General features: G+C 51.2%; 21 protein-coding genes. 9 read left to right on the forward strand and 12 right to left on the reverse strand.

Translation table 11 applies throughout. The features are described 5' to 3' along the window. The first annotated feature begins 4 nt into the window (after positions 1-4). Both gudD and HV243_RS05040 read left to right on the forward strand, forming a co-directional pair. Positions 5-1345 (forward strand): glucarate dehydratase, encoded by a 1341-nt coding sequence (gene gudD / locus HV243_RS05035; RefSeq protein ID WP_053389429.1) that lies wholly within the window; start codon positions 5-7, stop codon positions 1343-1345. Between the two features lie 81 nt (positions 1346-1426). After that, positions 1427-2569 carry a glycerate kinase gene (locus tag HV243_RS05040; RefSeq protein WP_016154238.1) on the forward strand — a complete coding sequence of 381 codons (1143 nt, stop codon included), beginning with the start codon at positions 1427-1429 and terminating at the stop codon, positions 2567-2569. Positions 2570-2628: 59 nt separating this feature from the next. Here the strand turns inward: HV243_RS05040 and barA are convergent, their stop codons facing one another. Beyond that, the gene (gene barA / locus HV243_RS05045; protein WP_053389430.1) at positions 2629-5376 is read right to left on the reverse strand and encodes a two-component sensor histidine kinase BarA; all 2748 of its coding nucleotides are present in this window, start codon (positions 5374-5376) and stop codon (positions 2629-2631) included. A 57-nt stretch (positions 5377-5433) separates the two neighbouring features. Between barA and rlmD the strand changes: the two genes are divergently transcribed. The 5 genes from rlmD to eno all read left to right on the forward strand — a co-directional run bounded on the left by rlmD (position 5434) and on the right by eno (position 13237). Then, a complete protein-coding gene (gene rlmD / locus HV243_RS05050) occupies positions 5434-6732 on the forward strand; it encodes a 23S rRNA (uracil(1939)-C(5))-methyltransferase RlmD (protein ID WP_016157350.1) in 1299 nt (432 codons plus the stop codon). A 100-nt stretch (positions 6733-6832) separates the two neighbouring features. Beyond that, the gene (gene relA / locus HV243_RS05055; protein ID WP_016154235.1) at positions 6833-9067 is read left to right on the forward strand and encodes a GTP diphosphokinase; all 2235 of its coding nucleotides are present in this window, start codon (positions 6833-6835) and stop codon (positions 9065-9067) included. 130 nt (positions 9068-9197) lie between these two features. Further along, on the forward strand, positions 9198-9989 hold the full coding sequence (gene mazG / locus HV243_RS05060) for a nucleoside triphosphate pyrophosphohydrolase (RefSeq protein WP_016154234.1): 792 nt from the start codon (positions 9198-9200) through the stop codon (positions 9987-9989). A gap of 224 nt (positions 9990-10213) precedes the next feature. Continuing rightward, positions 10214-11851, forward strand: a complete 1638-nt coding sequence (gene pyrG, locus HV243_RS05065) for a CTP synthase (glutamine hydrolyzing) (protein ID WP_016154233.1) — start codon at positions 10214-10216, stop codon at positions 11849-11851. 87 nt (positions 11852-11938) lie between these two features. Then, positions 11939-13237 carry a phosphopyruvate hydratase gene (eno, locus tag HV243_RS05070; RefSeq protein WP_003034129.1) on the forward strand — a complete coding sequence of 433 codons (1299 nt, stop codon included), beginning with the start codon at positions 11939-11941 and terminating at the stop codon, positions 13235-13237. Positions 13238-13284: 47 nt separating this feature from the next. On the opposite strand, the gene HV243_RS05075 is transcribed toward eno, so the two are convergent. From HV243_RS05075 to HV243_RS05120, 10 genes are all read right to left on the reverse strand, one after another. Further along, the gene (locus HV243_RS05075; RefSeq protein WP_047357897.1) at positions 13285-13920 is read right to left on the reverse strand and encodes a LuxR family transcriptional regulator; all 636 of its coding nucleotides are present in this window, start codon (positions 13918-13920) and stop codon (positions 13285-13287) included. Positions 13921-14173: 253 nt separating this feature from the next. Then, positions 14174-14689 carry a fimbrial protein gene (locus HV243_RS05080; protein WP_052951268.1) on the reverse strand — a complete coding sequence of 172 codons (516 nt, stop codon included), beginning with the start codon at positions 14687-14689 and terminating at the stop codon, positions 14174-14176. A gap of 39 nt (positions 14690-14728) precedes the next feature. Then, a complete protein-coding gene (locus HV243_RS05085; protein WP_053389431.1) occupies positions 14729-15754 on the reverse strand; it encodes a fimbrial protein in 1026 nt (341 codons plus the stop codon). 80 nt (positions 15755-15834) lie between these two features. Then, a complete protein-coding gene (locus tag HV243_RS05090; protein WP_053389432.1) occupies positions 15835-16335 on the reverse strand; it encodes a fimbrial protein in 501 nt (166 codons plus the stop codon). 31 nt (positions 16336-16366) lie between these two features. Next, complete coding sequence (locus HV243_RS05095) at positions 16367-16903, reverse strand: fimbrial protein (protein WP_053389433.1); 537 nt, start codon at positions 16901-16903, stop codon at positions 16367-16369. 39 nt (positions 16904-16942) lie between these two features. Next, positions 16943-17134, reverse strand: a complete 192-nt coding sequence (locus tag HV243_RS05100; protein WP_053389434.1) for a hypothetical protein — start codon at positions 17132-17134, stop codon at positions 16943-16945. Positions 17135-17201: 67 nt separating this feature from the next. Continuing rightward, positions 17202-19781, reverse strand: a complete 2580-nt coding sequence (locus tag HV243_RS05105; RefSeq protein WP_081000488.1) for a fimbria/pilus outer membrane usher protein — start codon at positions 19779-19781, stop codon at positions 17202-17204. Positions 19782-19840: 59 nt separating this feature from the next. Beyond that, the gene (locus tag HV243_RS05110) at positions 19841-20518 is read right to left on the reverse strand and encodes a fimbria/pilus periplasmic chaperone (RefSeq protein ID WP_181603936.1); all 678 of its coding nucleotides are present in this window, start codon (positions 20516-20518) and stop codon (positions 19841-19843) included. Between the two features lie 85 nt (positions 20519-20603). Then, a complete protein-coding gene (locus tag HV243_RS05115; protein WP_046276152.1) occupies positions 20604-21134 on the reverse strand; it encodes a fimbrial protein in 531 nt (176 codons plus the stop codon). A gap of 401 nt (positions 21135-21535) precedes the next feature. Further along, complete coding sequence (locus tag HV243_RS05120; RefSeq protein ID WP_047414339.1) at positions 21536-22168, reverse strand: winged helix-turn-helix transcriptional regulator; 633 nt, start codon at positions 22166-22168, stop codon at positions 21536-21538. A 383-nt stretch (positions 22169-22551) separates the two neighbouring features. On the opposite strand from HV243_RS05120, the gene HV243_RS05125 reads away from it, so the two are divergent. Together HV243_RS05125 and queE are read left to right on the forward strand one after the other, a co-directional pair. Continuing rightward, on the forward strand, positions 22552-23208 hold the full coding sequence (locus tag HV243_RS05125) for a winged helix-turn-helix transcriptional regulator (protein WP_046276166.1): 657 nt from the start codon (positions 22552-22554) through the stop codon (positions 23206-23208). 113 nt (positions 23209-23321) lie between these two features. Next, positions 23322-23993: a 7-carboxy-7-deazaguanine synthase QueE gene (gene queE, locus HV243_RS05130; protein WP_016154229.1), complete on the forward strand. Its 672-nt coding sequence runs from the start codon at positions 23322-23324 to the stop codon at positions 23991-23993. Between the two features lie 52 nt (positions 23994-24045). Here the strand turns inward: queE and HV243_RS05135 are convergent, their stop codons facing one another. Further along, entirely contained in the window at positions 24046-25524 is a 1479-nt protein-coding gene (locus HV243_RS05135; RefSeq protein ID WP_053389694.1) for an FGGY-family carbohydrate kinase, read from the reverse strand. Positions 25525-25542 lie beyond the last annotated feature (18 nt).

The following is a 25542-nucleotide window of genomic DNA, read 5'->3' on the forward strand; positions in this document are numbered from 1 at the left end:
AATTATGAGCGCACAATTTACTACCCCAGTCGTAACCGCGATGCAGGTGATCCCGGTTGCGGGCCATGACAGCATGCTGATGAATCTGAGCGGCGCACATGCCCCGTTCTTCACGCGTAATATTGTGATTATCAAAGATAACTCCGGTCATACTGGCGTGGGTGAGATTCCCGGCGGCGAAAAAATTCGTCAGACCCTGGAAGATGCCATTCCGCTGGTGGTGGGCAAAACGTTAGGTGAATACAAAAACGTACTGAATGCGGTCCGCAATACCTTTGCCGATCGTGATGCCGGTGGACGCGGTTTGCAGACCTTCGATTTACGTACCACTATTCATGTGGTTACCGGGATCGAAGCGGCCATGTTGGATCTGCTGGGTCAGCATCTGGGCGTTAACGTCGCATCTCTGCTGGGCGACGGTCAGCAGCGTAGCGAAGTTGAAATGCTGGGTTATCTGTTCTTCGTCGGTAACCGTAACGCGACGCCGCTGCCGTATCAGAGCCAGCCGGATGAGAAATGCGACTGGTATCGCCTGCGTCATGAAGAGGCGATGACCCCGGATGCAGTGGTGCGCCTGGCGGAAGCCGCATATGAGAAATATGGTTTTAACGATTTCAAACTGAAAGGCGGGGTGTTGGCCGGGGAAGAAGAAGCGGAATCTATTGTGGCGCTGGCGAAACGCTTTCCACAGGCACGTGTCACGCTCGATCCCAATGGCGCGTGGTCGCTGAATGAAGCGATTAAAATTGGTAAATACCTGAAAGGATCGCTGGCTTATGCGGAAGATCCGTGCGGTGCCGAGCAGGGGTTCTCAGGCCGTGAAGTCATGGCGGAATTCCGTCGTGCTACCGGTCTGCCGACCGCCACCAACATGATCGCCACCGACTGGCGTCAGATGGGACATACGCTGTCGTTGCAGTCCGTGGATATCCCGCTGGCGGATCCGCACTTCTGGACTATGCAGGGTTCTGTCCGCGTTGCGCAGATGTGTCATGAGTTTGGGCTGACCTGGGGCTCGCACTCTAACAACCACTTTGATATTTCGCTGGCGATGTTTACTCATGTTGCGGCGGCGGCGCCCGGCAAAATTACCGCTATCGATACCCACTGGATCTGGCAGGAAGGCAATCAACGCCTGACCAAAGAGCCGTTTGAAATCAAAGGCGGCATGGTGCAGGTACCGGTGAAGCCGGGTCTGGGCGTGGAGCTGGATATGGATCAGGTTATGAAAGCTCATGAGCTGTATCAGCAACATGGACTGGGAGCGCGCGATGATGCCATGGGAATGCAGTTTCTGATCCCGAACTGGACGTTTGATAATAAGCGTCCGTGCATGGTACGCTAAGCGAACTGGGACCGCTCCCATAAAGGGGCGGTTTTTCTCCTGGTGTATGCTTAACACAGTCAACATGCGTAAGGATGCTTTATGAAAATAGTAATCGCACCGGATTCCTATAAGGAAAGTTTGAGTGCGCTTGAAGTGGCAACGGCTATTGAGCTGGGATTTCGTGAGATCTGGCCTGAGGCGAATTACGTGAAGATCCCGGTCGCGGATGGCGGTGAGGGAACGGTCGAAGCGATGGTTGCCGCAACGCAAGGCCACCTTGTGCATGTTGATGTTACCGGCCCTCTGGGTAAAACGATTCAGGCATTTTATGGTTTATCCGGGGATGAGCGTTCGGCGTTTATCGAAATGGCGGCCGCCAGCGGACTGGAGCAGGTTCCCGCAGGTTTACGCGATCCGCTGAAAACGACCTCCTGGGGCACCGGGGAGCTAATCCGTCATGCGCTGGACGCGGGCGTTGAACATATCATTATCGGCATTGGCGGCAGCGCCACCAATGATGGCGGTGCCGGGATGGTGCAAGCGCTGGGAGCAAAATTACTGGATGCGCAAAATAACGATATTGCTCATGGCGGGACTGGCCTTGAATCACTCGCCCGGATTGATATTTCTCAGCTAGACCCGCGTCTTGCCGCGTGCCGTATTGAAGTGGCCTGCGATGTGACTAATCCGTTGACCGGTGAAGAGGGGGCCTCTGCGGTCTTCGGTCCGCAAAAGGGGGCGACGCCGGAGATGATTCTTCGTCTTGATCGGGCGCTCACGCATTATGCGCAACTCATTGCCCGCGATCTGGACGTCAACGTGCTGGAACTGGCGGGTGGTGGCGCGGCTGGTGGTATGGGGGCGGCACTGTATGCGTTTTGCGGCGCACAGTTACGCTGCGGTATTGAGGTTGTGACGGATGCGTTACACCTCGACGACTGCGTTGCGGATGCGGATTTAGTGGTCACGGGTGAAGGACGTATCGACAGCCAGACCATTCACGGTAAGGTTCCGGTTGGCGTGGCGAAGGTGGCAAAGCGTTACAACAAACCGGTTATCGGCATTGCCGGGAGCCTGACGGCTGATGTCGGTGTTGTACATGAGCATGGGCTGGATGCGGTTTTTAGCGTTATCTATACCGTTTGCACACTGGATGAGGCGCTGAAGAACGCGAGTGAGAACGTGCGAATGACGGCGCGAAACGTGGCCGCGACCCTGAAAGCGGGTCAGCAATTACGTTGAATGATGTGGCATGAAAGCCGGATAAGACGCGTGAGCGTCGTCATCCGGCAATCAGATCTTTACCCTAACAACTTCTTCGCTTCGCGCGCAACGTTATCCATTTCATCCAGAAGCTCTAAAAACTCAGGCTCCAGCTCTTCTTCTTTGCTCCCGCTACGTAATTGCTGCTCAATCAGCTGACACAGGTTTTTCATGCGGGGAACGCCGCTATAACCGCAACTGCCATGCAGTTTATGGATCATATCCACCAGTCCTTCAGGGTTTTCACCGACCAGCTGTTCTTCAATTTTGTTACGCACTTCGGGCAGAAAATCGAGCAGCATTTGCAGCATATCCCGCGCCAGATCGTTTTTACCGGCGGCTTGCCTTAACGCCAGTTGCCAGTCGAGTGTGGTATTCGGATTGACGACCGGTTCAACAGCGAGCGCCCTCAGCGATGAGCTCGCGCCGGGTTTGTAGCGTAACAGCAGATTATGCAGCTTATCTTCTTCGATAGGCTTCGCCAGGTAATCGTTCATCCCGGCGCTGAGCAGCTTCTCTTTTTGCCCGGCCATGGCATGCGCGGTGACCGCAATGACCGGCGTCTGTTGTTGATGAGGAAGCTGGTGGATCAGTTCGCAGGCGCGAATACCGTCCATGTCTGGCATCTGAATATCCATCAGGATGAGATCAAACTGCATCTGTTTGGCGCGATCCACTGCCTGATGTCCGCTGTCGCAGAGCACGACGTGCTGCACTTTATCTTCCAGCAGTGCGCCAATCAGCTTGAGGTTCGCCGGGTTGTCGTCCACCGCCATGACGGTCATCGCAATTTTGCTCTCGTCTAACAGCAGCGGAGCCGCGCTGTGGTTCAGTTGACAATACTCTGTCAACGCTGGCAGTAAGCGGGTTGAGGTAAGAGGTTTCAACAGGCACGCCGCCGCGCCGCCCTGCTTTAATTTCTCAGCGTTGATCTGCGCATGGCAAGGCAGAGCCAGTAACAAAAAGTCGGTCATCGCCGCTGCGCTTGCCAGCCGCTCATGCTGCATAGTGAGCGGTTCGCGTAAAGTGACCGGTATGCCAAGCAGCAGAATATCGTAATGATCCTTCGGCAGCCCGGAGAATGAAGGGCTGTAAATCACCTCTAGCGGCGTTTCACTCAAGATATCTAACGTGCATTGCGCGGCTGTGGCGTTAGGTTCAACGTAGGCCAGCCGCTTTCCGGTCAGACAGTGCGTGGTTGAGCGATCCACGAGAACGTTAGGGTTGAGATCGAGGCTGATATGGAACCAGAACGTGGAGCCCCGGTTCGGCTGGCTGTGGAAGGAGATATCCCCGCCCATTTCATTGACCAGCTTTTGCGTAATGACCAGGCCCAGTCCTGTCCCGCCGTGGCGGCGGGAAATACTGGCATCGGCCTGGCGGAAGGCCTGGAACAGGCGTGACTGATCGCGCTCAGGGATGCCAATTCCGGTATCGCGGATTTGCACTTCAATTTGCACTTTCGTGTTACTGAGGGCGCGTTTCTCGACCAGAATGTCGATATTACCGCCTTCGGTAAATTTGATGGCATTGCCAACCAGATTAGTGATTACCTGCTGTAAGCGCAGCGGGTCCCCGATGACGTTGTCCGGCACGTCATTCTTAATATTTAGCGTCAGCTCAAGCCCTTTATCATGGGATGAGTGCGCTAACAGCGTGACGACGTCATCCAGCGTGCTACGCAGCGGGAATGGGATGCTTTCCAGAATCAGTTTGCCCGCCTCAAGTTTGGAGAAGTCGAGCACATCATTGATGATGGCCAACAGATTGTTGGCCGAGCGTTCAATCGTATTCAGGTGATCGCGCTGCGTCGTGTTGAGCTCGGTTTTAAGCGTCAGGCGGGTGAAGCCAATCACGCCATTCAGCGGCGTACGCAGCTCATGCGACATGTTAGCCAGAAACTCAGACTTAATACGCGCCGCTTCCTGGGCGCGTTTCTTCGCCAGATCCAGTTCGACGTTCTGGATTTCCATCTGCTCCAACGTTTCGCGCAGGTCAGAGGTGGCCTGGTCGATGTTGTGCTGCATCTCTTCATGGTAGGCCGCAAGTGACATCGCCATCGAGTTGATGCCATTTTTGAGCATATCCAGCTCGCCCAACATGAAACCTTCGACGCGGCTGTCGAGCTGTCCTCTACGTATTCGGTCAACGGTATTTACCATATTGCGAATCGGGCCAGTCACGTCGCGCATCAGACGCCAGCCAAAAATTAACGCAATACCGATACAAAACAGCATCATTACGCTGGAGATAAAGATCTCTTTATACTGCTGCAATCGTACTGACTTGAGGTCCAGCTCAAGCGCCACATACCCCAGCATATTTTCCGTATTTTTGGCGTCGCTGACGGCAGATTCATCCGGCGAATAGCTTTCCGATATAATTGGCGTTCGTAGGATCATGATATCCCCGAGCCGGGTGACGCTCAGCTTACGGGGAAATGGTGAACCGGTTGCCAGCTGCATTTCAGACGGATCGAGATGAAAATTGGATGTGACAAACAGCCGGTTATTCTCGTCATAGACAGAAATTGCCCGCACGATATCGGAATGGCGACGATGCAGCACGCTGATAAGTTGGCCGATGGATTCTCTGTTTTGCAGATTCATGCCATATTCGCTGGAGACCGCGAGTGGCTCAATGATGCTGGCGCCAGCATCTTCCAGTTGACGCTGCAAGTCGTTATAGCGATGCACAACAAAAAAGATACTGAGCAGCAAACCAATCAGGACGGTCGGGGCCAGGATCAGAATCATCATGCGTGCGCGCAGGCTGTAGTTGGTCATGGAGTTCCGTTATGGGACAATTAGGGTCACACTGTTAAATAGAGATATATCTCGTCGATGGCGCAATTCTACTCTGCAAAACGACGCGTGACGACGCGTCAGATCATAACCGTTACCGTCAATGACCTTGATCCTTTCGGCCAGGGCGTTGCTCGCCATAACGGAAAGGCGTTGTTTATACCGGAATTGCTACCTCAGGAAAGCGCCGAGGTGGTGATTACCGAAGATAAAAAACAGTTCGCCCGCGCGCAAGTAAAACGACGTTTAAACGACAGTCCGCAGCGTGAAGTGCCACGTTGCCCGCATTTTGGCGTGTGCGGCGGCTGCCAGCAGCAGCATGCCAGCATCTCGTTGCAGCAGCGTAGCAAAAGCGCGGCGTTGTCGCGTTTAATGAAATGTGAAGTGTCGGATGTTATAGCTGATACCCCGTGGGGCTATCGTCGTCGCGCCAGGTTGAGCCTGAACTATCGGCCAAAAGAACAAAAATTGCAGATGGGGTTTCGCAAATCCGCATCCAGCGACATTATCGATGTCAAACAATGCCCTATTTTGGTGCCCCAGCTTGAAGCGCTCTTGCCCCACATCCGGGCGTGTCTGGAAAGTCTGCAAGGGTTACGCCATCTTGGTCATGTCGAGCTGGTGCAGGCGGGGAGCGGAACCCTGATGATTTTGCGCCACACGGCGCCATTAAGTGTTCAGGATAAAGAAAAACTGGAATGCTTTTCGCATTCTCAGGGGCTGTCTTTGTTTCTGGCCCCGCAAAGCGAGATACTGGAATCAATATCAGAAGAGTCGCCCTGGTATGACTCAAATGGACTACGGTTAACCTTCAGCCCGCGTGATTTTATTCAGGTCAATGAAGGGGTAAACCAACAAATGGTGGCCCGTGCGCTCGAATGGCTGGATGTGCAACCTGAAGATCGCGTTCTCGATCTGTTCTGTGGAATGGGTAATTTTACCCTGCCGTTGGCAACCCGGGCTGCAAACGTGGTGGGGGTGGAAGGGGTACCGGCGCTGGTGGAAAAAGGCCGGGAAAACGCGCTGAATAACGGATTACACAATGTGACATTCTTTCATGAAAACCTTGAGGAAGATGTTACCCGGCAGCCGTGGGCGAAAAACGGATTCGACAAAGTATTGCTCGATCCTGCGCGTGCGGGGGCTGCAGGTGTGATGCAACATATTATAAAATTAGAACCTATACGCGTTGTTTATGTATCCTGTAACCCGGCAACGCTGGCTCGTGACAGCGACGCTTTGCTCAACGCGGGATATGCCATACGGCGACTGGCGATGCTTGATATGTTCCCGCACACTGGACACCTGGAATCAATGGTCCTGTTTGAGCGTATGTAATAAATTTTGTACCCATTGGATTTCGGGTGGTAATGCAGCGTGAAAGACAATGGGTATGGCTTGTCGACTTCGACAGGCCAGGCCCCTTAAGGAGAGGACAATGGTTGCGGTAAGAAGTGCACATATAAATAAAGCTGGTGAGTTTGATCCAAAGAAATGGATCGCGAGTCTGGGGATCTCCAGCCAGCAGTCGTGTGAACGCTTAGCCGAAACCTGGGCGTACTGCCAGCAGCAGACACAGGGGCATCCGGATGCGGATCTGCTGTTATGGCGTGGCGTGGAGATGGTTGAAATACTCTCCATGTTGAGCATGGATATCGACACGCTGCGCGCAGCAATGCTGTTCCCTCTGGCAGATGCCAACGTGGTCAGTGAAGACATCCTGCGCGAGAGCGTGGGCAAATCCATTGTTCATCTTATCCACGGCGTGCGGGATATGGCGGCAATACGCCAGCTTAAGGCCACTCATACCGATTCAGTCTCTTCCGAACAGGTCGATAACGTTCGCCGCATGCTGCTGGCTATGGTGGATGATTTCCGCTGTGTGGTCATCAAGCTGGCAGAGCGGATTGCACATCTGCGTGAAGTGAAGGACGCTCCAGAAGATGAACGCGTTCTGGCGGCAAAAGAGTGCACCAATATCTATGCGCCGCTGGCCAACCGTTTGGGTATCGGGCAATTAAAATGGGAACTGGAAGATTACTGCTTCCGTTACCTGCACCCGGCTGAATACAAACGTATTGCCAAGCTGCTGCACGAACGTCGCATCGATCGCGAGCATTACATTGATGAGTTCGTCGGTCATTTGCGCTCAGAGATGAAAACGGAAGGCGTCAAAGCCGAAGTGTACGGACGTCCGAAACACATCTACAGCATCTGGCGCAAAATGCAGAAAAAGCAGCTGGCCTTCGATGAACTTTTCGACGTGCGCGCGGTGCGTATCGTGGCGGAGCGTTTACAGGACTGCTATGCCGCGCTCGGGATAGTGCATACTCACTATCGCCATCTGCCGGATGAGTTCGATGACTATGTCGCTAACCCGAAACCCAACGGCTATCAGTCAATTCATACGGTTGTGCTGGGACCGGGCGGGAAAACCATTGAAATTCAGATCCGTACGAAACAGATGCACGAAGATGCCGAACTGGGCGTTGCGGCACACTGGAAGTACAAAGAGGGCACTGCTTCCGGCGTGGCGCGTTCTGGTCATGAAGATCGTATTGCATGGCTGCGTAAGCTGATCGCCTGGCAGGAAGAGATGGCGGACTCTGGCGAAATGCTGGATGAAGTCCGTAGCCAGGTCTTTGATGACCGAGTGTACGTCTTTACGCCAAAAGGCGACGTTGTGGACTTACCTGCGGGCTCCACACCGCTCGATTTTGCTTATCATATTCACAGTGATGTGGGGCATCGTTGCATTGGCGCGAAAATTGGCGGGCGCATCGTACCGTTTACCTACCAGCTGCAAATGGGCGATCAAATTGAAATTATTACCCAGAAACAGCCTAACCCAAGCCGCGACTGGCTGAACCCTAACCTCGGCTATGTCACCACCAGTCGAGGGCGTTCGAAGATCCACGCCTGGTTCCGTAAACAGGACCGCGACAAAAACATCCTTGCTGGCCGCCAGATCCTCGACGATGAGCTGGCGCATTTAGGCATTAGCCTGAAAGAAGCGGAAAAGCACCTGCTGCCGCGCTACAGCTTCAATGAGCTGGATGAGCTGCTGGCGGCGATTGGTGGGGGGGACATTCGCCTCAACCAGATGGTGAACTTCCTGCAGGCGCAGTTTAATAAGCCAAGCGCAGCCGAACAGGATGCCGCCGCGCTGAAACAGCTTCAGCAGAAAACGCAGGCGCCGCAGAGTCGCCGTAAAGACGACGGTCGCGTGGTGGTGGAAGGGGTGGGTAACCTGATGCACCACATCGCGCGCTGCTGCCAGCCGATTCCAGGCGATGAAATTGTCGGGTTTATCACTCAGGGCCGCGGTATTTCCGTGCACCGGGCGGATTGCGAACAGTTGACCGAGCTGCGCTCCCATGCGCCGGAACGTATTGTTGATGCGGTTTGGGGCGAAAGCTACTCGGCAGGATATTCGCTGGTGGTTCGCGTCCAGGCTAACGATCGCAGCGGCTTATTACGTGATATCACCACGATTCTTGCCAACGAAAAGGTGAACGTGCTGGGGGTTGCCAGCCGGAGTGATACCAAACAGCAGCTGGCTACCATCGATATGACCATCGAAATCTATAACCTGCAGGTGCTCGGGCGCGTGCTTGGCAAGCTGAACCAGGTGCCGGATGTGATCGACGCACGTCGTCTGCACGGTAATTAATTATTTATTAGGCCAGATAAGTTTGCATGCCTGGTGAGGCGCGTTAGCGTTGCCATCAGGCATTGCCATGTTGCCGGATATCGGCTGTCGTCTTATCTGGCCTCGCGTATTGAAATTTCAGGATATTCCAATGAATCAAATCGACCGACTGCTCGGTATTATGCAGCGCCTGCGCGACCCGGAAAACGGTTGTCCCTGGGACAAAGAGCAGACATTCGCCACTATTGCCCCTTACACCCTCGAAGAAACCTATGAAGTGCTGGACGCAATTGCGCGGGAAGACTTCGATGACCTGCGTGGAGAGCTGGGTGACTTGCTGTTCCAGGTGGTGTTTTATGCCCAGATGGCGCAGGAAGAAGGACGTTTCGATTTCAATGATATTTGCGCCGCCATCAGCGATAAGCTTGAGCGTCGCCACCCACATGTTTTTGCTGATGTTTCTGCCAGTAACAGCACTGAGGTGTTGACCCGCTGGGAGCAAATCAAAAGCGAAGAACGCGCCCAGAAGGCGCAGCATTCCGCACTCGACGATATTCCCCGTAGTTTACCGGCGTTAATGCGCGCCCAAAAAATCCAGAAACGCTGCTCTAATGTTGGCTTCGACTGGAAAACATTAGGACCGGTTGTCGACAAGGTTTACGAAGAGATCGATGAAGTCATGTTTGAGGCGAAGCAGGCTGTTGTCGACCAGGCTAAACTGGAGGAGGAAATGGGCGACCTGCTGTTTGCTACGGTCAATATGGCTCGGCATTTAGGCACTAAAGCAGAGACCGCATTGCAAAAAGCGAACGAGAAATTTGAGCGCCGTTTTCGTGAGGTTGAGCGAATTGTAGCGGCCCGGGGTCTGGAAATGACAGGTGTTGATCTGGAAACTATGGAAGAAGTCTGGCAACAGGTAAAACGGCAGGAAATTGATCTCTAAGGGATTTCGTCGGTCAAGGGCGATTTGTGTGATTTTTTAAATAACAAGCGCTTGATTTACGTCAAAAACATTTACCCCAAAGGGGCTATTTTCTCACTCCCGATGTTTATGTGAGCCTGGTGAAGAGGAGGAATAATGAAAGTTTGTGGCGCTCGTCATGTTCGGGTATACTACTTTCCCGTCTTGGTAATTCCATCGTTTCACCCTAACTTCTCAGGTCCAGCATGACAACGAACTATATTTTTGTGACCGGCGGGGTCGTATCCTCTCTGGGTAAAGGCATTGCCGCAGCCTCCCTGGCAGCCATTCTTGAGGCTCGTGGCCTCAACGTGACCATGATGAAACTGGATCCGTATATCAACGTCGATCCAGGTACTATGAGTCCAATCCAACACGGGGAAGTGTTCGTTACTGAAGACGGCGCTGAAACCGACCTGGACCTGGGTCACTATGAGCGTTTCATTCGTACCAAAATGACTCGCCGCAATAACTTCACTACCGGTCGAATTTACTCCGATGTCCTGCGCAAAGAGCGCCGTGGCGACTATCTGGGTGCAACCGTACAGGTTATCCCGCACATCACCAACGCGATTAAAGAGCGTGTCCTTGCCGGTGGCGAAGGTCATGATGTCGTTCTGGTTGAAATCGGCGGTACGGTCGGTGATATCGAATCCCTGCCATTCCTGGAAGCGATTCGCCAATTAGCGGTGGATATCGGTCGTGAACACGCGCTGTTCATGCACCTGACTCTGGTTCCTTACCTGGCCGCTGCCGGTGAAGTCAAAACTAAACCGACTCAGCACTCGGTAAAAGAGTTGCTGTCTATCGGTATTCAGCCTGACATTCTGATCTGTCGTTCCGATCGCGCGGTTCCGGCCAACGAACGTGCAAAAATTGCATTGTTCTGTAACGTGCCAGAAAAAGCCGTTATTTCAATGAAAGATGTCGATTCCATCTATAAAATTCCAGGCCTGTTGAAATCCCAGGGCCTTGACGATTATATTTGTAAACGATTCAGCTTGAACTGTCCGGAAGCTAATCTGTCAGAATGGGAACAGGTTATCTACGAAGAAGCGAATCCGGCAGGCGAAGTGACTATCGGTATGGTCGGCAAGTATATTGAACTGCCGGATGCCTATAAGTCAGTTATCGAAGCATTGAAGCACGGTGGTCTGAAGAATCGTGTCACCGTCAACATTAAGCTGATCGATTCGCAAGATGTCGAAACGCGCGGCGTTGAGATCCTGAAAGGTCTTGATGCAATCCTGATCCCTGGCGGCTTCGGCTACCGTGGTGTTGAAGGTAAGATCGCGACAGCGCGCTTTGCGCGTGAAAACAATGTTCCTTATCTGGGTATTTGCCTGGGTATGCAGGTTGCGTTGATTGAGTTTGCACGTAACGTAGTGGGTATGGATAACGCCAACTCCACGGAATTTGTGCCAGACTGTAAGTACCCGGTGGTGGCCCTGATTACCGAATGGCGCGATGAAGACGGCAACGTTGAAGTCCGTACCGAGAAGAGCGATCTGGGCGGCACAATGCGCCTTGGCGCCCAGCAGTGTCAGTTGAGCGACGATAGCCTGGTTCGTCAGCTGTACGGCGCGCCGACAATTGTTGAACGCCATCGCCACCGTTACGAAGTCAACAATATGCTGTTGAAACAGATTGAAGCTGCGGGTCTGCGTATTGCAGGCCGTTCCGGTGATGATCAGTTGGTCGAGATCATTGAGGTACCGAATCATCCGTGGTTCGTGGCCTGTCAGTTCCACCCGGAATTTACTTCCACGCCACGTGATGGGCACCCGCTGTTTGCCGGCTTTGTGAAAGCCGCCAGTGAACATCAGAAGCGTCAGGCGAAGTAAGAAGTAAAAAAGTTAGAACGGCAATGCACCCATCCGGGTGCATTGTTTGTCTGGAGTTTTAGTTTAACTTGTACTGAGGAAAATCTAATGTCCAAAATCGTTAAAATCATCGGTCGTGAAATCATCGACTCCCGTGGTAACCCGACTGTTGAAGCCGAAGTACACCTGGAAGGTGGTTTCGTTGGTATGGCAGCAGCTCCGTCAGGTGCTTCTACTGGTTCCCGCGAAGCACTGGAACTGCGCGACGGCGACAAATCCCGTTTCATGGGTAAAGGCGTACTGAAAGCTGTTGCAGCTGTTAACGGCCCAATTGCTCAGGCTCTGCTGGGTAAAGATGCTAAAGATCAGGCTGGCATCGACAAGATCATGATCGATCTGGACGGTACTGAAAACAAATCCAACTTCGGTGCAAACGCCATCCTGGCTGTGTCCCTGGCGAACGCCAAAGCAGCAGCTGCTGCTAAAGGCCTGCCGCTGTATGCACACATCGCTGAACTGAACGGTACTCCGGGCAAATACTCCATGCCGGTTCCGATGATGAACATCATCAACGGTGGTGAGCACGCTGACAACAACGTTGACATCCAGGAGTTCATGATTCAGCCGGTTGGCGCTAAAACCCTGAAAGAAGCCGTACGGATGGGTTCTGAAGTGTTCCATAACCTGGCTAAAGTTCTGAAAGCTAAAGGTATGAACACTGCAGTGGGTGACGAAGGCGGCTACGCGCCGAACCTGGGTTCCAACGCTGAAGCTCTGGCTGTAATCGCTGAAGCGGTTAAAGCAGCTGGCTACGAGCTGGGCAAAGACATCACCCTGGCGATGGACTGTGCAGCTTCTGAATTCTACAAAGACGGTAAATACGTTCTGGCTGGCGAAGGCAACAAAGCATTCACCTCCGAAGAATTCACTCACTTCCTGGAAGAACTGACCAAACAGTACCCGATCGTGTCCATCGAAGATGGTCTGGACGAGTCTGACTGGGACGGTTTCGCATACCAGACTAAAGTTCTGGGCGACAAAATCCAGCTGGTTGGTGACGATCTGTTCGTAACCAACACCAAGATCCTGAAAGAAGGTATCGAAAAAGGCATCGTTAACTCCATCCTGATCAAATTCAACCAGATCGGTTCTCTGACCGAAACTCTGGCTGCGATCAAAATGGCGAAAGACGCTGGCTACACCGCTGTCATCTCTCACCGTTCTGGCGAAACTGAAGACGCTACCATCGCTGACCTGGCTGTTGGTACCGCTGCAGGCCAGATCAAAACCGGTTCTATGAGCCGTTCTGACCGCGTTGCTAAGTACAACCAGCTGATTCGTATCGAAGAAGCTCTGGGTGAACAAGCGCCGTATAACGGTCGCAAAGAGATCAAAGGTCAGGCGTAATCCTGTTCTTTAACTCTTAACGTAAAAACCCGCTGCGGCGGGTTTTTTTATGCGTTCAGCGGAATTTGACGCAGATAAATCTGCTGGCTGTTTTTACCGGCAAGTTTCTGAAGGAAGCAAAATAGCGCATGATTCGTTCGCAGATTAAACTTTTTGCGGATGATGTATTTATGCACATAGAGCGTTTTCTCTGAGATTGACATGTTGCTGGCAATCTCAGATGTCGTTATCCCCTGACAGATAAAGGACATAATGCGCCTTTGCTGTCTGGTCAGGACTTTATGTGGACAATGAAAACATAATGTTTTCCCTGGCTGTATTTGCTTTTTTCTTGATTCCCGCCAGGCAGTTAATACTTTCTTTTTGACTGTCGACAGTGAGTCCTGTCGGTGAATAAAAATGATCCGGGCAATGCAAAAGGGCAGATCGGAAGGGGAGTCAATCACCTCATCAGTTAAGCCAATAATAATGCCTGTTGTCCTGTTCTGTAGTTCAGGAAAACACATGAGATGCTCTCCCGGAGCCAGAGAAATAACGACGATATCTGCCTTATCAAAGTTTTGTTGGGAGTAGGATGTTAAAAAGCCAATTTTATTGGCGGTTCTTCCAAGGAATATCTCTATAAAAAAATGTTTCAATCCTTCGCGATAAAATTCGTAAGGGTCCTGTATGAGTATTTTCATATTAAATATACCAGAGCCAGTAGAGGCATTTATTAATAATAATTAGGGTGGTTTTTTTAGTAATTCAAATTCATTTGCACCAAAGAATTAAACGTATTGGGAAGGGGGCAGATACCAGTCAGTAAAAAGATCGCTGGATACAGGGGACAAAGCGCCAGGATAGAATAATTCATTTGTTGCACCATGATAAATATCCTTTACACAGAAATAGTTCGGTTTACTGATAAGTCATTGTGAATTGCAAAATAGTAACTTAATTGTAAGTAAAGTTGGCCTGAACGATACCAGCGATCGTCCCCGGCATCACATTGCCTTTGGAATAGGCCCGGGCACGTAAATTGTATGTAACGGTACGATCGGCCAGGACTGATTGAGTAATATTCGTATTATTTCCTTTCAGGTAACCGGTGCTGACCTGGATCAGTTCTATCGCAACGTTCGCCGTTCCGGTATTTTTATAGCGTACCGGAAAGTCGGGATCTTCCGTTCCGGTAAATGTCACGACCACGCTGGTGGTTCCCACCGGGCAACTGGCAAGGTTAATGGTAAAATTTACCGGGGTAGAGGTTGTACCTGCCGCTGCAATATCTGCAGCCGGGATGTCTCCCAAATTAACATTGATATTGCTGCCACTGGCTACGACACACGGGGACGCAATAACTTTCCCGGTAATATTAATATTGACCGGTTCGGCCCCGGCAATATGGATTGTCGCTCCCAGATACAGCCCCGCCAGCGCCAGATGAATGAATCTTTTTTGAATATTCATTTTATGCCTCTCCTTGTATAATTCTGATGGCCGAGTCGCCTACTGATAAGTAATATTGAGCGTCGCAGTGGCGTTAGCGCTGCCTGCGGTCACGTTGTCTTTCGTCTGAAAATAGCGTGCGGTGAAGGCTCCCGGAGGGAATTCCTGCCCGCCTGCTGAGGTTTTCAGCACGATGTTGTTATTCAGCTTCAGGGGCGCGCCCCCATAAAGCAGCTGGATCCCGATTCCGCTCGCAACCCCTGACATCCCAGCTCCTGATAATGCCAGGATACTGTCATTGGCGGTTTCAGTACTTTGCGTCCCGCTTAACGATGCGTTAATCCGGGTGCCCGCATCACAGTTAAGGTCTATTGTGAAAGTCCGATCGCCTTTGGTGGATCCTGCACCGCTAAAACTATCCGCTAATACCGGATCCAGGGGGACAGCGATACTCGCGTTATTTATTGCGCATGCCTGGACCGTCACCACCACTGACCCCGCACCTGACCAGATGGGATTTAAATCCCACTGTCCGCTTTGATTATTTAACGAATAGCTTGAGGTTACAGACGGTATTGTCGTTATTGCTCCTGAGGAGACATTGGGCCTGGTTTTCACAAATTGCAATGATGCACCCATGGATAAACCCTGCGTGTCCTTTTTAAGTATATGGCAGGTATAAGTCCGGGTTGAGTTTGAAATATGATCGTCAAACTGCACCGGGCAAAAAGACAATGAGCCTGTATTCAGGGCAAAATTATAACGAACGCCAATTCCGTCAACATTCGTGGGATAGACATCGGTATAACCTGCAACGGGGGCTGAATTAACATGTAAACGCAAGTACACATCTCTGTCGGCGTCAGGATCCCCGAAGCAACCCAGCCCCCATACTTCGCTGCCAATAGATCCAAATTTATTACTGAAAACATTCATGGTGGCGTCGTCACGTTGATAATTTAACGCTCCTGAGAACGTATAATACCCGCCGGAATTTACACAGCTGGCCGCTTCAACAGAGGCTGTAAACGCACCGGTTAACCCAAGTACCAGGGGGAATATATAATTTTTCTTTTTCTGTAACATAACGCATACCCTCGCCGCTATTTCAGGTGACTATTCTCAGCAACCCATTCAGAGCCTGGCTCTAAGCAGGGTGGTTTTGTTTATCGGTAAGTAAAATTCATTTGTACCAGGGAATTAAACGTACCGGGGAGGGTAGTGTCAGAGACAATCACCCGACCAGCCAGTAAAAAGGTCGCCTTGCGCTGAGCGTCAACCAGGACGTTCATGCTGCTGCCGTTTCCCTGCACCTGCGCCTTGTTTGTGTCCTGGGCCATTTGCACGGCGGCGTTGGCGGCGGTCCCCGTACTGGCATACAGCGTGGGATCTTCTACGGCCGGCTGTCCGTTGAACGTCACGTCCACCGATGTCGTTCCTGCCGGGCATTTGAAAAGCCTCACCTCGAAGGATTTCCACGCGGACGCATTTCCGTCGGCGCGCATTTCATTTAAGCGGAGTTGGCCGAAATTAACGCTCTGGTTTTGCGAGGCGATATCGACCACGCAGGGAGAAGCCACAACATGACCACCGATATTGATCTCCGCAGCATATGCAGGGCACGCCAGACAAAGCGCCGGGAGAACATATTTCATTTGTTGCTGCATGATAAACACCCGTTAAGCAGAGAAGTCAGGTTTACTGATAGGTGAAGGTGACTTGTGAAACGCTCACTATCGTGCCGGGCATGACGTCTGCCGCTGCAGCAATGGCGCGTGCGCCTATCGGGAAGGAGACAGTGCGGTCGGTTGCAACATTACGCTTTAATGTGGTTCCCGGACCTAAAAACTTACCGTTACCGGAACCCAGACTCTCTTTAAGCTGTACGTTAACATTGGTTGCCGTCCCGGTATTGGCATAATCCCCGGGGCTGTTTGCTGCTGGCGTTCCGGAAAAGGCAGCCGTTACCGATGTTGTGCCAAAAGGACAATCTTTTAAGATTAAATAAAAGATTTTGAATGTTGTGACGTTACCAGGCTGTGCCAGGGCGGTGGCCTGAATATTATCACCCAAATTAACATTGAGCTGTGATTGGGTGGTGTCAACAGTACAAGGTGAGGCGACGACTTTGCCGGTAATATTAATATTGACCGGTTCTGCTTCGGCAATATTTACTGCCGCTCCCAGATATAGCCCCGCCAGCGCCAGATGAATGAATCTTTTATGAATATTCATTTAGTCCCCTCCTTTTTATAACTCAGATGGCGGAGCCGTCTACTGATAAGTAATATTGAGCGTCGCGGTGGTGTTAGCGCTGCCCGCGGTCACGTTGTCTTTCGTCTGAAAATTATCCCATGCCATACCCCCCTTTTGTTGTTCGATATTGCAGGCGGCAAGCGCAGAAAATGAGCTGCATATTAGAAAAGCAGCGCTCCAGATAATTTTCTGAAATTTCATTTTGTTCATTGGTATACCTCAATACGCAACAGGTATCAGATAAAAAATTATTTTTTTGAACGGCTAAGTTATTTACTTAATGACACCGCTCGCTAATGATCTGAATGCCGCTATTTTCCGGCGGCGCTTTAGCCAGGGAATAATTCACCTGACACTGCTGCTCTGCGCCGTTCCCCCATTTCACTCTTAGTTCACCGCTGTCGGCCAGACCGGTCAGATACACCTGTCCGCCATCGCCAACGATAAACGCCTGGGCGCTTTTCTGCGCGGTATCGCTGACCGTCGCGCCAAATGGCACTGGCATTCCACCTTGCAGCAATAGCGTCATCATCACGCGCTGGCCCACGCTGGCGTTAAAGCTGGCCTGCACCACGGCTCCCCGCGTCGGCACCACGTTGCGGGTGGTCTGCATCAGCTCTACGTTATCGGGCAGCGTCAGCGTATTCAGCTGCACCTGGTTTTTACGGTAGGGCGAGGTATAAGGCACGATGGCATAGCCGCGCCAGTCGGTTTTCACCCCGCTCTGATTGCTCACGCCAACCCCGGAGGCTCCCGGTGCCTGAACCAGCGCCATGGTTTCACCCAGCGGTTGGCCGAAGGTGACGCCGCTGGCGTGCGCGACTATCCCGCCCTGTAGCCCGTAGTTCAGCCGTTGGCTGTTTTTGTCGTAAGCATATCCCGCAGTGACTTCAGCATAAGTTCCGCGATAGTCGGCGTTCAGATTGCCGCCGCTGCCCGTTCCCTGGCTGCCGTAACTCTGCTGGATGCTCCAGCTCAGGTTATTGCCCTCAAGCGTCGTACCATTGAGACCCACGGTGTGATTGGTGCTCCCTTTCTGGCTGCTACTGACGTTCCACGACGCGTGGGTATTACTCAACCAGCGATTCAGTGGAATGCTGATATTCAGTGAGAACACCTGGTCGCGCTCATAGACCTTTTCTTTGCCGGAGCCCCCGCTGCGCGACGTCGAGTTAATGTTATAGCTGTAATTAAACCCGTAACTGATGCCGTTCCAGCTATTGTTGTAACCGGCACCAATCGACCGCAGGGTCCGGCCGCTGTTCCAGTAGTCTTCGTTTATCAGGCTCAGCGACAGCGATCCCGCTCTTTCCCACAAATTCTGGCTCAGCGACAGTTCAGTACGGTTACGCCTGCGCTCGAAAAACGTCGGGGTGTTCCCGCCTCGCCAGGTATCCATGACTTCTGCCAGCGTGTAATAGCCATCGGTCGAGTAGCGATAACCGGCAATGGCGAAGTTAGTCCCGGTTTCGACAATATTTTTGCTGTAGCGGATCCGCCATGACTGGCCTTTCTCCTTCGGCTGGTTCTGTATCTTCGACCAGCCCTGGGTGACATCCAGCGAAAGCGCGCCAATTTCCCCCAGATTTTTACCGACGCCCAGCGCCAGCGACTGATAGTGATCCGAGAACTGGCCGCCGCCATAGAGGGTAAAACCCCGGGGCAGGCCGTAGATCAGCGTCGCCTGGCTAAACGGCGTCTTTTCCACGCTGCGGTCATACGAACGATACTGGCCGCTGGTCAATGAATATTTCAGCCGCTGTTCACGCTGGAGCACCGGCAGTGAGGCAAACGGTACGACGAGATTCTGCTCGCTGCCGTTATCTTCTTTAATCGTCACATAGAGATCCCCGCTGCCACCGGTGGCGTACATGTCGTTGATTTCAAATGCGCCCGGCGCCACATAGCTCTGATAAATAACATACCCGTTCTGCCGGATAATCACCTGCGCATTGGTTCGCGCGATGCCTTTGATCGCCGGCGCATAGCCCTTCATGCTGTCGGGGATCATCTCCTCGTCGGACGCCAACTGCGCGCCGCGAAAAGGAACGCTGTCAAAAATATCGGACGGGGAGGCGCTGTCTCCCAGCACCAGCTGGCTCTTCAGGACACGAATATCACGGGACAAATAGGTATAGACGGTGTCCCAGCTGTCGCGACCGTTATTATCCCGCTGAAAAGTCGTGTAATTACGCAGCCGCCAGGGACCGATATTCATGCCGGGACGCAGGTTGGCGTACTGGGTCGTACTGTCCGTGCCGCTACGATCCCGCGCCCGGGTACTGGCACCGTTCACGCTGTAATTAAGCAGCAGGGCGGTGATCCCATCATCCCACTGCGTTTCAGGAACGTAATCGCGTGGATTCATCACAATGGCGGCCTGCGGAATGCTCAACAGCAGTTGCTGCGCGCTAAAGCGAAACTCTGCGCGAGCCTGGGGGATCGCGTCCAGCCTGGCACACGGCGCGGCGGCATCGCCCAGATCCGGGAACAGGTCGGTTTTGACTCCCATCGCGTTAAGCTGGCTCACGCTCAGGCATGGCGACAGAAGCGCTTTCCCGTCCGGGCCGGGCTGCATGCTGAATTCCACTTCCCGGGTTTCCTGAAACTGGTTGTTGACAGAGATATCGACCCGGTAAACGCCCGGCGCCTGGCCGTTTTCCTCTTCAAATACGCTAAGATCGGTCTTTTCCTGATGCGGGTTGTCAATTTCCAGCATCAGCGGATTAAAATATTCCCTGGCGTGTGAGGCAAAAGTCGTTAAATTTAATAGTAAAAAGGGTGTCGAAAAAAGATAAATCAGCCTGCGGATATTATTGGTTTGTGGATATTTGCGCAGGTATTTTGGGCTCCCCATCTGTGTAGTCCTTCCCTGAAGGGTAAATAATTAACGCCGGATTCCTGTGCTGTTATTTATCAGTATGAAGCACGATGAAGCTCGCCGATTCCGCCGTAATCATTAATTATTTTCCAGCTTACGCTATTACCCGCACCGCTGGGTAATTCAAAAATGGCGCTACTCTGCGGCGCAATATACCGGGCATCTTCCAGCTCTTTACCTGCAACGGTAACGCTCTGGAAATTCATATAAAATGAGGTCGGGTTACTCACCTCCAGCCGGTTGCCGCGGCGCTGCCAGGAAAGTTTATGGGTTAACACTTCCGCGGAGCCTGTTAAACCTTCAGGGCGATAGATCAGTTTGATGCGCATCTTGACCGCGATCTGCAGCAGGTTTTTGCCCTGATCTTTTTCTATCGAGGGGATACTCTTAATATTCAGCCAGTACAGCGATTCCCTATCCTGCGGTAGATTCCCACCCGCCCGCACGACGCGCAAGACATTTTCCTGCCCGCCGTCCAGACGAAATAACGGCGGGGTGATCACAAACGGCGTTTTCTCTGCGCGATTAATTTCGGGCTCGACCCAGCTTTGCACCAGATAAGGTGCCTGGTCCGGGTTGCTTACATTAATTGAAGACTCTTTCTTACTCCCATCGTAAATTAAGCGGGTGCCACCCACAATCAGGCCAGCCTGGGCTAAACCTGAGGTTATTATTATTGCAGTCAGCAAGGTGAGAGGAATAAGTTTCATCATTAATCATTAATTAAAAGAGTAAGGACGGACCGACAATAATCCATCGGCCCGAATAACAATTTCGCTATGCAGGAATGACGGGCTATTAATTATAAACAATGGTGAAACTTGCCATTGAATTAGCCTTGCCTGCGGTAACTGTTGTCGATGTGGCGATATAGCGCGCAATAAAATCCAGATTATTCACCACGCCGGTACCTGACGTCAGAGGGTATTGTTTGGATGCGTTATACAGCGGAATCGCGGTATTGGCATCGTCGTATAATTGAATCCCCACGCCGCCTGCCACGCCAGTTTCTGCGGTCAGGGCCAGCACCCCAGGACTCCCTGCTACCGGGGAGCCGTCAAACTTCACGGCCGCCTTGGTTGCGCTTACCGGGCAATCCGTGAGCTGCAACGTGAATTTGGTCGGTGCAGCAGTAGAGCCTGCGTTGGTAAAGGCGCTCTTACTGACCTGACCTAATGTCACCGTCAGCGGACTGGCCGGACTATTGGTGACTTTACAGGCAGCATCAATAATCTCGCCGTTAAAATTCACCTCTCCGTCAGCTGCCATCGCTGAAACTCCAGCCAGAGACGAAATCAGCACTCCCAGTGGCAGTAATTTGCTTTTCATGATCTATTCCTTGAGTATATTCAATTTATTAGTATTAATGTATTGCCAGGCAAACGGCAGCTTTTTGAAATTTATCAATAGAATATCGTCCCGTTTCCAGGCTCACAGATCTCTAATGATAATATTAATAAGAATGACAGTTCCCTGCTTTTATATTTAAAACGGGTTTGTCAAACGTTATAATTTGTATGAGATTATTCTTGTACATTTCAAAATATCCGGCAACACTTTTTTGGGTGTAATTTTACACCCTGTGTGTTTTCCGCGATAAAAGGGTTATGCCAGAGGGGACGGTAAGTCTTGGGAAAATAGCGACTGCAAGTTAACAAAACCAGAATATATTATAAGGGAAAACATTTCATCGAAGAGAGTACGTTATTTTTCTTCGTTGATACAATAGGTTAGTACTTTAACGGAAGATGCTCGATTGTCAAAAGGATGCCGTTTTCAATGCTGATATAGCCCCCCTTTTTAAGCTGGGCGAGGATTTTCATAATGCTGCTACGTGAAAGGCTGGTTTTCTGCTGGATATACTGCGCGGCAGAAACATCATGTCTGTATTCCGCTGGTTCACTCATTAACTCCTGTAACTGAACGCGGACAATTTCATAGGCACAGGTGGCCATGAGCCTGGTATTTATCGTATAAAGTCGTGAGGTGACTCTGAGGCTATGGCAGGCCAGCAGCCTCCAGAGATTGTGTTCGGTGACGAACTGGTTGACCTTATCGGTACGGGTAACGGCGATCTCAGAGGTACTGTGGGTCTGAATAAACATCCCCGCCTCGGCGTAAAGTGTTCCACTGAGACCCATGATCCCTGGCACATACAGCGTGCCCAGCAGAATTTCACTCGTCTGATGATAGACGTTGCACACGCCGCTTCGTACCAGATAGCAGTACGCAACGCCATTATTATAAAGATATAACCGGGTGTTGGGAGGATACATAGCAAAAGTCGCCAGAGGAGCCAGGCTTTCCAGCAGTTCGGCGGTAGCGGAGAGGTTCAGACTGCGATCCGGATGTTCGGTATCCATAACATACTCCTCATGTTGATTGACGCTCACTTAAAATTGGACTCAGAATTATCCGATAGATCTTAATCTTATTTCTTTTTAAATCAATATCTTCAAAGTAATATTTAATCTTGTTTATATAACAAAATAATTCTGATAAGTAATTTATGGTTTTATTACTTATTTCCTTTTACTAAAATGGCTGTAATATCAAACTGGATGATTTTTAAGAAGAATGAATTCAGTACCCATAATAGTATTATGGATATTTATGCAAGTTGTTTATGGGTGTAATTTTACACCCATAAACAACTTTTAAAAATCTAAAACAATTATCATAATTATCGTTTATGTGAGGGGAGTGCGTTAGGGGGATGTTCATAAGCCTATGGAGGGATTTATTTGTGAATAATAAAAAAAGAGCTACCTCAATAAGTTACAGCATCAGACACAAAAAGCCTCTGGCTGATATCAATCAACTGATAAGTATCCTTACACCTTCAGCCAATAAGTTGACGCTCGCCAATAAGCAGTCACTTAACTTTAGAGTGGAAGGGGAACATAAATGTTTTTTACTTCATCACGGTAACATTACGCTTTATCGCCATGCCGACGGTATTGCCTTAAATTCAGAATCAGCTCCCTACATATTTGGCTTAAGTACGCAGTTGCTGGAGCATGATTATTTCTATATCAGAACGAATGAGACTTCTGATATTAGCGTTCTTTCTATTGCCGATGCTAACCGGATTATCGACAGGAGTAACCTGTGGAAAGGCGTAGCCGCGCTATTAATTTATAGTGCGACAAGAATGTTCGATCACTGCACGAAGATCTCGGCATTATCTTCTTATGAGATTATATGCTATCAGCTCTATGAACTGATGGATGAAACAGAAGAGGTGAGAAATAATGTCAGCATTGTTTCTTATATTTTAAGCCGTACCTTTCTGTCACGCAGCAGCATCATGAAGATACTGGCTCAGCTGAAGACCGGAAATTATATCGAGACTGAAAAAGGCCTGCTCAGAGCGATAAATAACATACCTTCAAAATATTAAATCATCACCGCTGGCGACAGCACCTGAAGCCACAGAGGCGCGGCGGCTCCCGTACATGACCTGATGACCGAAATCTGCGATACTTATGCTTTATCCCCCTCACAGAGATGACTATGCAGTACCCGATTAACGAGATGTTCCAGACCCTGCAAGGTGAGGGTTACTTTACCGGCGTCCCCGCCATTTTTATTCGTTTACAGGGATGCCCGGTTGGCTGTGCCTGGTGCGATACCAAACACACCTGGGATAAGCTTGAGGATCGGGAAGTTTCCCTGTACAGCATCCTGGCTAAGACCAAAGAGAGCGATAAATGGGGCGCGGCGAGCAGCGAGGATCTGCTGGCGGTCATTGTGCGTCAGGGCTATACCGCCCGTCACGTGGTGATAACCGGTGGCGAGCCCTGCATTCATGACCTGATGCCGCTGACAGACCTGCTGGAAAAGAACGGCTTTAGCTGCCAGATTGAAACTAGCGGTACCCACGAAGTGCGCTGTACGCCGAATACCTGGGTGACCGTATCGCCGAAGGTGAATATGCGCGGCGGTTATGATGTGCTGTCGCAGGCGCTGGAGCGTGCGAATGAAATCAAACATCCGGTTGGTCGCGTTCGCGATATTGAAGCGCTGGATGAACTGCTGGCTACGTTGAGCGACGACAAACCGCGTATCATCGCCTTACAGCCAATCAGCCAGAAAGAAGATGCCACGCGTTTGTGTATTGATACCTGTATCGCGCGGAACTGGCGTCTGTCGATGCAGACCCATAAATATCTGAATATTGCCTGATGATAATGGGTTTATCGGCCTGCATTGAGTGCTACATGCAGGCCGGACAACCTTATGCGTTAGACCAGCTCTGAATCGAATTAACGTTATCCAGGCCGCCATGCAACACTTCATACGACTTTTTCAGGATCACATCGGTGTGCTGGGTTAAATCGCGGAAAATCCCTTTGTTCAGCGCGTCATAGCGTCTGGCATTGCTTTCTATTGGTGTGAATACATCTTTCACCCGAACCATTTTTTCTATCGCGGTCTCATAGTTCGGATAGAGACCAAGCCCTACCGCCGTGTTAATTGCCGCGCCCAGGCTGGCGCAACCGTTAATGGCATTCCGTCTTGCGGGAAGATTGAACACGTCGGCAAAGATTTGCATGAATAGATCGCTGTTTGAACCGCCGCCAGTGATGATCACCTGTTTAGCAAAGTGGTTCATTTCGTTACACATATTGTCGTAATTGTTTTTCAGCGTCAGCGCAACGCTCTCCAGAATAGAGCGGTAAATCCAGGCGTAGTCCATGCTGGAGTCAAAGCCAATCATGATCCCACGTTTGAACGGTTCCCACGGGTTGGTCAGCCAGTCCAGGACGGTCATCAGGCCATTACAACCGGGTGGTACGCTGGCCGCTTTCTTGTTCAGCAAATCTTCCGGCGACAGATCCTGCGCTTTCGCATCCTGGATTAGTGATTCCCCCAACATATCCCGCAGCCAACTGACCGTCCACATTCCTTTGCGAATGCCATAGCCTTCGTAGAGTAGCGTTTGCGGAATCGAAGACATAATTGGCCAATAAGCGACGGGATCTTTGGGCAGCGCTTTGCCGTTCATCATCAGGGCGATATAGGTGCCTAATGAGATAACCGCGGTTTCGTCGTCCAGCAATCCTGCGCCCAGGGCCTCTACCGGTTTGTCGCTGGTGGTGCAAACCACCGGTAATCCTGCCGGGAAGCTGGTCGCTTTCGCCGCTGCATCCGTCAGATGCCCGAGCACGGTTCCCGGCATCTGCACCTCGAACAGCATCCTGCGCGGGATATTGAATTTCTTCACCACCTCCGGGTCGTCGCTCCATGTCCAGGTTTTGTAATCCACCGGCCACTGACCAAAGTAGTTGGCGATATTGTCTTTAAATTCACCGGTTAAGCGATGTGACAAATAACCTGAAAATGAGGTGACGTAAGCCACATCAGGATTGGCGTGCTCATAGGGGCGGGTGACGCGCGCGTCCTGCCAGCTTATCAATGGCGCAGCGGGCGTGCCGTCTGCTTTGAGCAATGCGCGACAGCAGCGAATGGAGCCCAGACCAATCCCGACAATGTCTTTTTTGTCTCCTGCGAACTGGCTCATTAAATCCCTGGCGGCAAAACACAACGACGTCCATAAATCGTCATCGGGATGTTCCGCCGTATCGGCGTCAGGGGTAAACATGGGTTGCAGGAGCCCTTTTCCTTCACACACCACGTTCCCTTCCAGATCGTACATCACAACCTTGGTACTCTGACTTCCACCATCAATTCCAATGATGTATTTCTTTGACATTGTCATTCTCCTTTAATT

The organism is Citrobacter sp. RHBSTW-00599 (genome assembly GCF_013784065.1).
Lineage (GTDB): Bacteria > Pseudomonadota > Gammaproteobacteria > Enterobacterales > Enterobacteriaceae > Citrobacter > Citrobacter braakii.

What these genes read in the sequence shown, in the direction of transcription:
- gudD (WP_053389429.1), top strand. Translation starts at nt 5, where the DNA reads ATGAGCGCACAATTTACTACCCCAGTCGTAACCGCGATGCAGGTGATC.
- HV243_RS05040 (WP_016154238.1), top strand. Translation starts at nt 1,427, where the DNA reads ATGAAAATAGTAATCGCACCGGATTCCTATAAGGAAAGTTTGAGTGCG.
- barA (WP_053389430.1), bottom strand. Translation starts at nt 5,376, where the DNA reads ATGACCAACTACAGCCTGCGCGCACGCATGATGATTCTGATCCTGGCC.
- rlmD (WP_016157350.1), top strand. Translation starts at nt 5,434, where the DNA reads ATGGCGCAATTCTACTCTGCAAAACGACGCGTGACGACGCGTCAGATC.
- relA (WP_016154235.1), top strand. Translation starts at nt 6,833, where the DNA reads ATGGTTGCGGTAAGAAGTGCACATATAAATAAAGCTGGTGAGTTTGAT.
- mazG (WP_016154234.1), top strand. Translation starts at nt 9,198, where the DNA reads ATGAATCAAATCGACCGACTGCTCGGTATTATGCAGCGCCTGCGCGAC.
- pyrG (WP_016154233.1), top strand. Translation starts at nt 10,214, where the DNA reads ATGACAACGAACTATATTTTTGTGACCGGCGGGGTCGTATCCTCTCTG.
- eno (WP_003034129.1), top strand. Translation starts at nt 11,939, where the DNA reads ATGTCCAAAATCGTTAAAATCATCGGTCGTGAAATCATCGACTCCCGT.
- HV243_RS05075 (WP_047357897.1), bottom strand. Translation starts at nt 13,920, where the DNA reads ATGAAAATACTCATACAGGACCCTTACGAATTTTATCGCGAAGGATTG.
- HV243_RS05080 (WP_052951268.1), bottom strand. Translation starts at nt 14,689, where the DNA reads ATGAATATTCAAAAAAGATTCATTCATCTGGCGCTGGCGGGGCTGTAT.
- HV243_RS05085 (WP_053389431.1), bottom strand. Translation starts at nt 15,754, where the DNA reads ATGTTACAGAAAAAGAAAAATTATATATTCCCCCTGGTACTTGGGTTA.
- HV243_RS05090 (WP_053389432.1), bottom strand. Translation starts at nt 16,335, where the DNA reads ATGCAGCAACAAATGAAATATGTTCTCCCGGCGCTTTGTCTGGCGTGC.
- HV243_RS05095 (WP_053389433.1), bottom strand. Translation starts at nt 16,903, where the DNA reads ATGAATATTCATAAAAGATTCATTCATCTGGCGCTGGCGGGGCTATAT.
- HV243_RS05100 (WP_053389434.1), bottom strand. Translation starts at nt 17,134, where the DNA reads ATGAACAAAATGAAATTTCAGAAAATTATCTGGAGCGCTGCTTTTCTA.
- HV243_RS05105 (WP_081000488.1), bottom strand. Translation starts at nt 19,781, where the DNA reads ATGGGGAGCCCAAAATACCTGCGCAAATATCCACAAACCAATAATATC.
- HV243_RS05110 (WP_181603936.1), bottom strand. Translation starts at nt 20,518, where the DNA reads ATGATGAAACTTATTCCTCTCACCTTGCTGACTGCAATAATAATAACC.
- HV243_RS05115 (WP_046276152.1), bottom strand. Translation starts at nt 21,134, where the DNA reads ATGAAAAGCAAATTACTGCCACTGGGAGTGCTGATTTCGTCTCTGGCT.
- HV243_RS05120 (WP_047414339.1), bottom strand. Translation starts at nt 22,168, where the DNA reads ATGGATACCGAACATCCGGATCGCAGTCTGAACCTCTCCGCTACCGCC.
- queE (WP_016154229.1), top strand. Translation starts at nt 23,322, where the DNA reads ATGCAGTACCCGATTAACGAGATGTTCCAGACCCTGCAAGGTGAGGGT.
- HV243_RS05135 (WP_053389694.1), bottom strand. Translation starts at nt 25,524, where the DNA reads ATGTCAAAGAAATACATCATTGGAATTGATGGTGGAAGTCAGAGTACC.